Source organism: Nonomuraea wenchangensis (assembly GCF_900111685.1).
In the GTDB taxonomy this organism is placed as follows: domain Bacteria; phylum Actinomycetota; class Actinomycetes; order Streptosporangiales; family Streptosporangiaceae; genus Nonomuraea; species Nonomuraea wenchangensis.
This window is the reverse complement of the sequence record NZ_FOHX01000013.1, coordinates 40377-53328: the sequence shown is the minus strand read 5'-3', so window position 1 is coordinate 53328 and position 12952 is coordinate 40377. Positions and strand designations below refer to the sequence as shown.

The 12952-nt window shown below is 76.6% G+C and carries 4 protein-coding genes; all 4 read left to right on the top strand.

What is annotated here, in order from left to right; all coding sequences use genetic code 11:
* A complete protein-coding gene (locus BMW85_RS32345) occupies positions 1-4893 on the top strand; it encodes a non-ribosomal peptide synthetase (protein ID WP_091089114.1) in 4893 nt (1630 codons plus the stop codon).
* Positions 4893-10379, top strand: coding sequence for a type I polyketide synthase (locus BMW85_RS52105; RefSeq protein WP_091089112.1), 5487 nt, complete (start codon positions 4893-4895; stop codon positions 10377-10379). Before BMW85_RS32345 ends, BMW85_RS52105 begins: the two co-directional genes overlap by 1 nt.
* Before the next feature lie 2 nt (positions 10380-10381).
* Positions 10382-10573 carry an MbtH family protein gene (locus BMW85_RS32335; RefSeq protein ID WP_091089109.1) on the top strand — a complete coding sequence of 64 codons (192 nt, stop codon included), beginning with the start codon at positions 10382-10384 and terminating at the stop codon, positions 10571-10573.
* Positions 10574-10586: 13 nt separating this feature from the next.
* The coding region (locus BMW85_RS32330) for a non-ribosomal peptide synthetase (protein ID WP_177240998.1) at positions 10587-12952 on the top strand (2366 nt) is incomplete at its 3' end.

Sequence of the window (12952 nt, the reverse complement as noted above, 5' to 3'; positions counted from 1 at the left end):
GTGACCGACGGGCCGCTTCTTCATGACCTCGTCCTGGCGCAGGCCGGACGCACTCCGGACGCGACCGCCGTACGGCAGGGCGAGCGGAGCCTGACCTACCGCGAGCTGGTCTCGGCGGCGGCGGTGCTGGCGCACCGGCTGCGCGAGCTCGGCGCGGGCCCCGAGACGCGGATCGGCATCTGCCACCGCCGCACGCCCGGCCTGCTGGCCCGCGTGCTCGGCGTGCTGATGTCGGGGGCCGCGTACGTGCCGCTGGACCCCGCGCATCCGCGCCGGCGGCTCGCCGGCGTCATCGAGGACGCCGGCATCACCACGGTCGTCGCGGACGGGGCCGGCGCGGAGCTGCTGGCCGGGCTGCCCATACGCCTGGAGACCGGGCCGCTGGAGAACGGGCAGCGGGCCGGGGCTGACGCGCCGGTCACGCCGGCGGGTGCGGCGGCCTACGTGCTCTACACCTCCGGCTCGACCGGGCGGCCCAAGGGGGTCGTGGTGAGCCATGCCTCGGCGGTGTCGTTCGTGACGATGGCGGGCGAGGTGTTCGGGCTCGACGCCGGCTGCCGGTCCATCGGGTTCGCCGCGCTCGGGTTCGACGTGTCGGTGCTGGACGTCTTCGCGCCGCTGGCGCGCGGCGGTTCGGTGATGCTCGTGCCCGAGGAGGACCGGGTGGACGCCGCCCGGCTCCAGCGTTTCCTGGAACGACACCAGGTGACCTGGGGCACGATCCCGCCCGCGCTGCTCCCGCTGCTGGAGCCGGAGCGGCTGCCGTGGCTGCGCGACCTGCTCACCGCGGGCGAGCCCGCCGGGCCCGAGCAGGTGGCCCGCTGGACGGCGGGCGGGCGGCGCTTCCACAACTGGTACGGCCCCACCGAGACCACGGTGTGCGTCGTCGGCACCGAGCTGACGGGCGTCTGGGACCGGCCGCTGCCGATCGGGCACGCGCTGCCGGGCTGCCGGGCGTACATCCTCGACGACCTCCTGCGGCCCTGCCCGCCCGGCACGCCGGGCGAGCTGTGCATCGGCGGCCCGCAGCTCGCCCGTGGTTATCTCGGCCGCCCGGGGTTGTCGGCCGAGCGGTTCGTGCCGGATCCGTACGGCGGGCCGGGGGCGCGCATGTACCGCACCGGCGACCAGGTCGTGCTGGAGGAGGACGGCCGGATCGGTTTCATCGGGCGGCTGGACCGGCAGGTGAAGGTCCAGGGCCAGCGTGTCGAGATCGGCGAGGTCGAGGCGGTGCTGCGGGCGCATCCCGGGGTGCGGCAGGCGGTCGCGGACGTGACGGACGGGGCCACGGGGCTGAAGGAGCTGACCGCGTACCTGACGCCTGAGGACGCGCCCGGCATCGAGGAGGTGCGGGCGCACTGCATGGAGAGCATGCCGGCGTACATGGCGCCGACCCGGGTGGTGCGGCTGGCGGCGCTGCCGCTGACGGTGGCGGGCAAGATCGACCTGGCGGCCCTGCGCGCGTCGCACGCCCGGCCCGGCAGGTCCCCGGCGGCCGGGCCGGGCCGGAGCGTGGCCGAGCGGGGCGTCGCGGCGGCCTGGGCGGAGGCGTTCGGGAGCGGGGCCGAGCCGGGGCCGGACGACGACTTCTTCGCGTCCGGCGGCCACTCGCTGGTGGCCATGCGCCTGGCCGCGCTGCTGCGGGCCGGGCTCGGCAAGGAGATCGAGGTCAGGGACGTGCTCGCGGGCCGCACCGTGGCCGGCATCGCCCGCCTGGCCGAGCTGGCCCCGCCCGCGCGGGACGAACCGCTCGCCGCGGCGCCCGCCGCGCTGTCGGCGGTGCAGCGCCGGATGTGGTTCGTGGAGCGGCTGGCGCCCGGGACGCCCGCGCACAACATCGCGATGGCGCAGCGCCTGTCCGGGCCGCTGGACGTCGCCGCCCTGCGCGCCGCGCTGGCGGCGGTGGCCGAGCGGCACGAGGTGCTGAGGTGGCGCGTCCCGGAGTCCGGCGGGGTGCCGGCCGTCGCCGTGTCGCCGCCCGGCCCGGTGCCGCTGCCCGTGGAGGACGTGACGGAGGCGGAGGTGGGCGAGCGGCTGGCGGAGGAGGCCCGGCTCGCCTTCGACCTGGCGGCGGGGCCGCTGTGGCGGGCCCGGCTGCTGCGGGTCGCCGCCGGGGAGCACGTGCTGGCGATCACGGCGCACCACCTGGTGTTCGACGGCTGGTCGCAGCGGGTGCTCTACGACGACCTCGGGCGCGCCTACCGGGAGGCGGCGCTCGCGCCGCTGCGCACCTCGTTCGGCGGGTACACGGCCTACCTCGGCGATCGGGACGGCGAGGCGAGCCTGGAGTGGTGGCGGCGGCACCTGGAGGGCGCGCCCGCCGTGCTCGACCTGCCGCGCGACCATCCGCGCCCGGCGGTGCAGACGTTCGAGGGGGCCGGCGCGGCGGCCGAGGCCGGGGCGTCCGTCAGCGACGGCGTGCGGGCGCTGGCCGCGCGGCTCGGCAGCACGCCGTACGCGGTGCTGCTGGCGGCGTTCGGGCAGGTGCTGCGGCGGCTCACCGGGCAGCACGACCTGATCGTCGGCGCGCCCGTCGCCGACCGGCGCGACCCGGCCTTCCATCCGCTGGTCGGATGCCTGGTGCAGGTGCTGCCGGTACGGCTGCGCGTCGAGGACGGCGCGAGCTTCGCGGCGCACGTGACGCGCTGCCAGGAGACGCTGTCCGGCGCGCTCGCCCATCTCGACGTGCACCTGGAGCGGCTGGTCGACCGGCTCGGGCCGGGCCGCGACCTGTCCAGGAACCCGCTGGTCCAGGTGCTGTTCAACATGTACGACTTCGCCGAGCCGCGCCTGGAGCTGCCCGGCGTCACGGCCGTCCCGCTGCCGCCCGGGCTGCCGGGCGCGCTGTTCGACCTGACCCTGTACGCCGGGGAACGCGACGGGCGGTACGTGCTGCAGGCCGCGTACAACCCGCGGCTGTTTCGCAGGGAGCGGATCGAGGAGCTGCTGGCCGGCTACCTGCGGCTGCTCGGCGACCTGGTCGCCGCGCCTGAGCTGCCGGTGCGCCGCGCGTCCCTCCGCCCCCTGCCGGGCCGGGAGGGCGTCCGGCTCCCCGACGGCACCCGTCACCTGCCCGGCTGGAGCGGGCCCGGCGTGGTGGAACGGGTGGTCGGCCAGGCCGGGAGCGACCGGGTGGCCGTCGCCGGTGAGGAGGGCGCGCTCGGTTACGCCGGGCTGGTCCGGCTCGCGGGGGCGGTCGCCGGGTCCGTGGCCACGGCGGTGGAGCCGGGAGCGGTGGTGGCGATCCTGGCCGCCCGGACGTACGAGCTGCCCGCGCTGATGCTGGGCGTCCTGGGGGCAGGTGGGCGCTGGGCCGTGCTGGACCCCGCCCTGCCGGCCGCGCGCCTCGAAGCCCAGGCGCGCGCCGCGGGGGCCCGCGCGCTGATCACCTGCCCCGGCGTCCCCGTCCCCGCCGAGCTGGCCTGGCTGCCCGAGCTGACCGTGCCCTCCGAGCCGGCCGGTGAGGCGCTCGGGAGGGCGAAGCCCGGGGAGCGGGGGTATCTGGCGTTCACCTCCGGCACCACCGGCGAGCCGAAGCCAGTGGTCGCGGCCGAGGAGCCGCTGGCCAGGTTCCTGGACTGGTACGCCGCCGAGTTCGCGCTGACCTCTGACGACCGGTTCGCGCTGCTGGCCGGGCTGGCGCACGACCCGCTGCTGAGGGACGTCTGGACGCCGCTCACCCTGGGGGCCACGCTGCACGTGCCGGCCCAGGACCGGGTGCGCGACCCGGCGCGGCTGGCGGCGTGGCTGCGGGAGCGGGCGATCACGGTGGCGCACGTGACGCCGCAGCTCGCCACCCTGATCGCCGCGGCCGGGGTGGAGCTGCCCGACCTGCGGCTGGTGGTGTTCGGCGGGGACCGGCTGACGTTCGCGGACGTGGCCAGGTTCGCGGCGGTCGCGCCGAAGGCGCGCCTGGTGAACGCCTACGGCACCACCGAGACGCCCCAGGCGCAGGCCGTCCACGAGATCACCGGCCAGGTGGGCGCGAGCGGCGACCCGGTCCCTGTCGGTCACGGCGTGGACGGGGCGGAGCTGCTGGTGCTCGACGCCGGCGGCTCCCCCACGGCCGTGGGCGAGCTCGGCGAGGTCGTGGTGCGCAGCCGCCGCCTGGCGCTGGCGTACGCGGGCGACGACGAGCTGACCAGGAGCCGCTTCAGCAGGGAGCCCGGCGGCGGGCCCGCCCGCTACCGCACCGGGGACCTCGGCCGCTACGACCCCGACGGCCGGGTGGTGCCGGCCGGGCGGGCCGACGGGCAGGTGAAGATCCGCGGCCACCGGGTCGAACTGGGCGAGGTGGAGGCGGCGCTGGCCGCGCACCCCGGCGTCCTGGCGGCGGCGGCACGGGCGGCCGAGCAGCCCGGCGGGCCGGTGCTGCACGCGTACGCGGTGCCTGCCGGCGCGGCCGTACAGGCCGGGGAGCTGCGCCGGCATCTCGCGGCCCGCCTGCCCGACCACGCCGTGCCGGCCGAGCTGGTGCTGCTGCCTGCGCTGCCGCTGACGCCGAACGGCAAGGTGGACCGGGCCGCCCTGCCCGCCCCTCCCCCGCGCGCCGCGGCCGGGCCGGGGCAGGAGCCGGCCACCGCGACCGAACGCCTGGTCGCCGGCGTCTGGCGGGAGGTCCTGAACCTGCCCCGGGTGGCCGCCGACGCGAACTTCTTCGAGATCGGCGGGCACTCGCTCGCCACCGCGCAGGTCCAGGCCCGCCTCGCCACCGCGCTCGGCCGCGAGGTGCCGATCGTGGACCTGTTCCGCTTCCCGACCGTACGGACGCTCGCCGCGCACCTCGACGGCGAGCGGCGTACGCCGGGCGCGGAGCGCGCCGCGCGGCGGGTCGCGGCGCGCAGAGCACGGCCCTCAACTCGGCCCCACCGGGCCAGACGGGAGAGTGACTGATGACCGCTGAGCTGAACCACGACGACGAGGGGCCCGGGGTCGAGCCGATCGCGGTCGTCGGCCTGGCCTGCCGTCTCCCGGGCGCCGAGGACGTGCCCGCGTACTGGCGCAACCTGGTCGGCGGCGTCGAGTCGGTGCGTTTCTACACCCGCGAGGAGCAGGCGGCGCTCGGCGTGCCCGACTACCTGCTGGACGATCCGACCTTCGTCAGGGCGTGCTCGATCGCGGACGGCTACGGCGCCCTCGACGCGGCCTTCTTCGGCATGTCGCCGCGCGAGGCGGAGTTACGCGACCCGCAGCAGCGCATGTTCCTGGAGCTGGCGAGCAGCGCGCTGGACGACGCGGGCTACGATCCGGCCCGCTATCCGGGCGAGATCGGCGTGTACGGCGCCATCGGCTCCGACGAGTACCAGTGGATGTACATCCGGCCGAACAAGAAGGTGTTCGCCTCCGTCGGCAACCTCGCCGTCTACACCGGCAACCACCCCGACTACCTGGCCACGATGGTGTCGTACAAGCTGGACCTGCGCGGCCCCAGCCTGACCCTGCACACGGCGTGCTCCTCCTCGCTGGTCGCGCTGCACGTGGCGTGCGAGGCGCTGCGCACCGGCGAGTGCGACATGGCGCTGACCGGCGGCGCCTCGCTGGAGCTGCCCGCCGAGTGGGGATACCAGTTCCACCAGGACGGCATCTACGCGCCCGACGGGCACTGCCGGGCGTTCGACGCCGCCGCGGCCGGCACGATCTGGGGCGGGGGCGGCGGCATGGCGGTGCTGAAGCGCCTGTCGGACGCCCTCGCCGACGGCGACCACATCCGCGCCGTGGTGATCGGCAACGCGATCAACAACGACGGCGCCACCAAGATGGGCTTCTCCGCGCCGAGCGCCGAGGGCCAGGCGGCGGCGGTCGCGCAGGCGCTCGGCGTGGCGCGGATCGACCCGCGCACCGTCACCTACGTGGAGGCGCACGGCACCGGCACCTCGCTGGGCGACCCGATCGAGGTGGCGGCCCTGTCCAGCGTGCTCGGCGCCGGCACCGACGAGGCGGGCTGGTGCGGCCTCGGCTCGGTCAAGACCAACATCGGCCATCTCGGCCCGGCGGCGGGCATCGCGGGCTTCATCAAGACGGTGCTCGCGCTGGAGCACGGCCTGATCCCGCCGAGCCTCAACTTCGAGACGCCGAACCCGCGCATCGACTTCGGCTCCAACCCGTTCCGGGTGGTCTCGGCGCTGACCAAGTGGGAGACGAACGGCTTCCCGCGCCGGGCGGGCGTCAGCTCGTTCGGGATCGGCGGCACCAACGCGCACGTGCTGGTCGAGCAGGCGCCGCCCGCACCGCTGCCCACCGCGCAGCCGCGCCCGGCCCACCTGCTGCTGCTGTCGGCGCGGACCCCGTCGGCGCTGGACGCGACGGCGGCCCGGCTGGCCGGCCACCTGGAGGGGCGGGAGCTCGACCTGGCCGACGTGGCCCACACGCTGCGCTCCCGCCGCCGGTACGCGCACCGCGCCGCCGTGGTCGCCGCCGACACCGCCGACGCGGTCGCGGCGCTGAGCACGCCGCGCCGGCTGGTCAAGGGCCGGGCGGGCACGCCGAAGGTGGCCTGGCTGTTCTCCGGCCAGGGCGCGCAGTACGCGGGCATGGGCGCGGGCCTCTACCGGACCGAGCCGGCCTTCGCCGCCGCCGTGGACGAGTGCGCCGCGATCCTGCGCGAGGAGCTGGGCCTGGACCTGCGCACCCTGCTGTTCCCCGGCGACGACGAGCGGGAGGCCGCCGACGAGCGGCTGCGGCAGACGGCGCTCACCCAGCCGGCGCTGTTCACGCTGGAGTGGGCGCTGGCGTCCCTGTGGCGCTCGTGGGGCGTGGAGCCGGCCGCGATGATCGGGCACAGCATCGGCGAGTACGTCGCCGCGACCGTCGCGGGCGTCTTCTCCCTGCCCGACGCGCTGCGCCTGGTCGCCGTCCGTGGCCGGCTCATGCAGTCCGTGCCGGCGGGCGCGATGCTCGCGGTCCGCCGCGACCAGGAGGAGGTGCGCGGGGACCTGCCGGACGGCCTGTCGATCGCCACCGTCAACGGCCCCGGCACGTGCGTCGTCGCCGGTCCCGGCGAGCTGGTCGCCGAATACGCCGCCCGTCTCGACGAGGCCGGCGTCCAGCACACCGCGCTGCGCACCTCGCACGCGTTCCACTCGGCGATGATGGACCCGATACTCGGCGACTTCCACGAGGCGGTCGCCGCCGTGGCCCGGCACGCGCCCGCGCTGCCGTTCCTGTCGAACGTCACCGGCACGTGGATCACCGCCGAGCAGGCCACGGACCCCGCCTACTGGACGCGGCACGTGCGCGAGACCGTCCGGTTCGGCGACTGCGTGGCGACGCTCGCCGCCGAGGGCGAGTGGCGGCTGGTGGAGTGCGGCCCGGGACGTCAGCTCGCCGGGCTGGCGAGGAACCAGCTCCCCAAGACCGCGCCGCGCCCACTGGCCAGCCTGCCGGGACCCGCCGACGCGAAGGCCGACCTGGAGGTCCTGTACGCGGCGGCCGGCGCGCTGTGGACGGCGGGCGTGCCGCTGGACACCGACGCGCTGGCCGAGCCCGCCCGCCGGGTGCCGCTGCCGGCGTACCCGTACGAGCGGGCCGAGCACTGGGTGCGCACCGACTTCGATCCCGAGCTGGTCTTCCCCCGGCCGCCGCGGGCGGGCGCGCTGCCGCTGGAGGAGTGGTTCTCGGTGCCGGCCTGGCGGCAGGAGCCGGTCGCCCCGGCGGGGACGGCGGCGCTCGCCGGGCTGCGCTGCCTGGTGTTCGCGGGACCGGCCGCCGGGCCGCTGCTGGACGGGCTGCGCGCGGCCGGCGCGGACGTGGTGCACGTGGTGCCGGGCGACGCGTACGGCGTGGGCCCGGACGGGACGTTCACCGTCCGGCCGGGCGAGCGTGACGACTACGAGGCGCTGCTGGCCGCGACCGGCGTGCCGGCCCGCGTCGTGCACGCCTGGGCGCTGGACGGTGCTCCCGCCGCGACCGCCGACCAGGTCACCGCGGCCCAGGACCTCGGCTTCCACAGCCTGCTCGCGCTGACGCAGGCGATGGCCGGGGCCGAGCGGGAGACGCCGGTCCACCTGGACATCGTGACCGCCGGCGCGCAGGGCGTCACCGGCGGGGACGTGTCGCGGCCGGAGCACGCCACGGTGGCCGGGATCACGGGCGTGGTCCCGCTGGAGGCCCGGTGGCTGACGGCCCGGCACGTCGATCTGGAGGCGGGGCCGTACGACGCCGCGAAGGTGCTGGCCGAGCTGGCCGCCGAGCCGGTCGAGCCGGAGGAGGGCGTGCCGCCGTCCCCGGTCGCGCTGCGCGCCGGCCGCCGCTGGGTGCGCGCGTTCACGCCGGTGCCGCTGCCGCCGCAGGACGACCCGCTGCGCCGGCACGGCGTGTACGTGATCACCGGCGGGCTCGGCGGCATCGGCCTGACCCTGGCCGAGGACCTGGCCCGGCGCGCCCAGGCCAGGCTGGTGCTGCTCGGCAGGACCGGGCTGCCGCCCCGCGAGGAGTGGGACGCGCTCGACGGCGCGCCGGAGCGGACCAGGCGGGCCGTCGCCGCCGTCCGCCGGATGGAGCGGGCGGGCGCCGAGGTGCTCGTGCTCTCCGCCGACGTGGCCGATCCCGCGTCGCTGCGCCGGGTACGGGACGACGCGCTCGCCAGGTTCGGCGGGATCGACGGGATCGTGCACGCGGCCGGGGTGCCCGGCGGCGGCATGGCCGAGGTCAAGGAGCGGCGGGCCGCCGACGCCGTCATGGCGCCCAAGCTCGCGGGGACGGCGGCGCTGCGCGAGGTGTTCGGCGACCTGCCGCTCGATTTCGTGCTGCTCTGCTCCTCGGTGACCGCCGTCGCGGGCGGGTTCGGCCAGGTGGACTACTGCGCGGCCAACGCCTTCATGGACGCGTACGCGCACGTCTGGCCGGGCCGGGTCGTGTCGGTGAACTGGGGGGCCTGGCTGGAGGTCGGCATGGCCGCCGAGGTGGCCGCGCCGGTCGCGTTCCGCGCCCTGCAGCGCGGCGACCGGGTCACCCGGCTGGAGCACCCGATCCTCGGTCACCGGCACGAGAGCGCCGGCCGCCGCCCCTGGTACGCCGCGACCCTGTCGCCGGAGACGCACTGGGTGCTCGGCGAGCACCGGGTGGCCGGGGTGCCGGTGATGCCGGGCACCGGCTACCTGGAGACTGCGCGGGCCGCGTTCGAGGCGGCCGTGCCGAGCCCCGGGCCCGGTCACGCGATCGAGCTGCGTGACGTCGCCTTCGTCGCGCCGCTGCCGGTCGCCGAGGGCACCAGCGCGGAGTTGCGGGTGCTGCTCACCCCGGCGGGCGACGGCATGGACTTCGAGGTGGTCAGCTCCGCCGGCGGCGAGCCGGTGCAGCACGCGCGCGGCTCGGCGGCGTGGGTGGCGGCCGGCGAGCCCGCCGCGGACCTGGCCGAGGTGCGGGCCCGCTGCGCGTACGGCTCCGGCGCGGCCGACCCGTTCGCCTCGGCGTCCGGGCTGGTCACGTTCGGGCCGCGCTGGCGCAGCCTGCGCGAGGTACGGCTCGGCAGCGACGAGCAGCTCGCCCACCTGGTGGCCGTCCCCGACGTCGCCGCCGAGCTGGCCGCGCTGCCGCTGCACCCGGCGCTGCTGGACGAGGCGACCGCGTTCGTCGCCGTGTCCGGCGAGCACAGCTACCTGCCGCTCGGCTACGGCCGCATCACCGTGCGCGGCCCGCTGCCCGCCACGCTGTGGAGCCACGCGCGGCTGCGCGACACCGGCGGCGGCGAGGTGCTGGCCGCCGACCTCACCCTGTACGACGACGCCGGCGAGCCGGTGGTGGACATCTCCGACTTCGTGCTGAGGCGCGTGGACCGGCAGTCGATGACCAGGACCGTCGGCGAGGGCGCCAGGAACGCCGCCGAGGCCGTGCCGGTCAAGGAGGAGTCCGCGACCGCGGGCGTCGCCCTCGACCTCGACGGGGCCAGGCGCGGCATCCCGCCCGCCGACGGCGCCGAGGCGTTCCGGCGGCTGCTCGCCGCCGGCCTCGGCAGCCAGGTCGTGGTGAACGCGACCGCGCTGCCCGAGTTCGTGGCCGGGGTGCGCGAGCTGACCCAGGACACCGTGGCCGACGAGCTGGGCGCCGCCGCCGCGACCGGCGAGAGCGACACGGCCGACGACGACCACGTCGCCCCGCGTACCGAGCTGGAGAGCACGCTCGCCGGGCTGTGGGGCGAGGTGCTCGGCGCCCGCCGGGTCAGCGTCGAGCAGGACTTCTTCGAGCTGGGCGGCAACTCGCTGGTCGCGGTCCAGCTCATCGCGCTCATCAGGAAGAAGGTCGGCGTGCGGCTGCCGATGCGCAGTCTCTTCCAGGTGCCCACCGTGGCCGGGATGGCCGCGCTGGTGGAGGAGCTGCGCGGCCAGGACGCCCCCGCACGGCCCGCGACGATCACCAGGCTGCCCCGAGAGGAAAGGCGCTGAACATGGCGGACGGCACGTACAAGGTCGTGGTCAACGACGAGGAGCAGTACTCCATCTGGTTCGACGGGCGTCCCCTGCCGCAGGGCTGGCGGGAGGCCGGGTTCGCGGGGTCGAAGCAGGACTGCCTCGACCACGTCGAACAGGTCTGGACCGACATGCGCCCGCGCAGCCTGCGCGAGGCCATGGGGCAGTAGAGGAGCGGCCCAGGTGACCGGCACGTACGCCTTTCCCGCCTCGTTCGCCCAGGAGCGGCTGTGGTTCCTGGCGCGGCTCGATCCCGGCGCGCCCGCGTACCACATCAACGCCGTGATCGAGCTGCCCGAACGCGACGACCCGGACCGGTGCGAGCGGATGCTGCGCGAGCTGGTCCGGCGGCACGAGACGCTGCGCACCGCCCTCGCCGTCGAGGACGGGGAGCTCGTCCAGGTCGTGCAGGTCGAGCTGCCGGTCGCGCTTCCCCTGACCGACCTGCGCGGCCTGCCGACCGAGCGGGCCGAGCGCGAGTTCGGCGCGCTGGCGCGGGAGCTGGCGCGGCGGCCGTTCGCGCTGGAGCGGGCACCGCTGTGGCGGGCGCACCTGGTGCGGATGCCCGGCGGAGCCGCGCAGCGGCTGGTGTTCGTGGTGCACCACGCCGTGTTCGACGCCCGCTCGGCCACCAACTTCGCCGCCGAGCTGGAGGAGCTGGACGCCGCCTGGGCCGAGGGCAGGCCGCCCCGGCTGCCCGAGCTGCCCGTCCAGTACGCCGACTACGCCGCCTGGCAGCGCGAGCACCTGGCGGGCGGGGTGCTCGCCGCCCAGCTCGGCCACTGGCGGGAACGCCTCGCCGGCCTGCCGCCCGACCTCGGGCTGCCTGCGGACCGGCCCCGGCCGGCGGTTCGCGGGCACGCCGGGGCCGAGCACCACCTGGCGCTGCCCGCCGACCTGACCGGCGCGCTCGAAGCGCTGGCCAGGCGGCGCGGGGCGACGCTGTTCATGGTGCTGCTCGCCGGGCTGAAGGCGGTGCTGTCCCGGTACGCCGGCCAGCACGACGTCGTCGTGGGCACGCCGGTCGCGGGGCGCGACCTGCCGGAGTTCGAGCCGCTGCTCGGCATGTTCGTCAACACGCTGGTCCTGCGGACCGACCTCGGCGGCGACCCCGAGTTCGGCGAGCTGCTGGAGCGGGTGCGCGAGACCGTGCTGGACGCGCTGGACCACGCCGAGGCGCCGTTCGACCGGCTGGTGGAGGCGCTCCAGCCGGTACGCGACACCAGCCGCACACCGCTCTACCAGGTGGGGTTCAACCTGCTGCCGATGAGCACGCGCGGCCAGTTCCCGAACGGCACCGCCCAGCTCGACCTGAACGTGGACGTCGTCAGGACCGCCGACGGCGCGGGCGTCTACTTCGAGTACAGCACCGAGCTGTTCGACGCCGGCACGATCGCCCGCCTGGCGGAGGCGTACCTGCTGGTGCTGGAGGCCGCCGCCGCCGATCCCGGCACGCGGCTGTCGGAGCTGCCGCTGATGACGGCGGCGCAGCGGCACGAGCTGCTGACCCGCTGGAACGGCACGGCGGCGGCGTACCCGGAGCGGACCCTGCACGCGCTGGTCGCCGAGCAGGCGGCGCGCACCCCCGGCGCGGTGGCGGTGCGCGCGCCGGACGGCGAGGAGCTGACCTACGCCGAGCTGGACGCCCGCGCCGGAGCGCTGGCCGGGCGGCTGGCGGCGGCGGGCGTGCGGGCCGAGACGTGCGTGGCGCTGTGCCTGCCGCGCGGGGTGTCCCAGGTCGTCGCGCTGCTCGCCGTGCTGCGGGCGGGCGGGTGCTACCTGCCGCTGGACGCGGCGTACCCGGCGGAGCGGCTGGCGTACCTGCTGGCCGACTCCGGCGCGGCGCTGCTGGTCACGGAGTCCGGGCAGCTCGACCGGCTGCCGGTGGAGCGGCCTCCGGCGCTGCTGCTGGACGCGCCCGAGCCCGTGGCGCCGGCGGTGGCGCCGTCGCCGGTGGGGCCCGATCACCTCGCCTACCTCATCTACACCTCCGGCTCCACCGGCCGGCCCAAAGGGGTGCAGGTGCCGCATCGCGGCGTGGTCAACCTGGTCACCGACGTGATCCGGCGGCTGGGCGGCGGCAGCGCGCTCTACCTGACGTCGCTGTCGTTCGACATCGCGGCGCTGGAGATCTTCACGCCGCTGCTGTCCGGCGGCACGCTCGTGATCGCGCCCGAGGACGCCGCCCGCACCCCCAAGGAGCTCCGCCGGGCCGCCGAGTACGCGGACCTGGTGCAGCTCACCCCGTCGGTGGCGAGCCTGGCGGTGGAGCACCTGCCGCCGGGGCTGCCGCGCGTCATCCTCGGCGGCGAGCCGCTGCCCGTCGGGCTGGCCGCGCGGCTGCTGGACGTCGCGGGCGAGCTGTGGAACTTCTACGGGCCCACGGAGACGACGATCTGGTCGACGGCGTACCGGGTGCCGCGCTCCCCCGCCGTGATGCTGATCGGAGGGCCGCTGGCGAACACGACCGCGTACGTGGTGGACCGGGAGCTGCGGCCGGTGCCGGTCGGCGTGCCCGGCGAACTGCTGATCGGCGGAGCCGGAGTCAC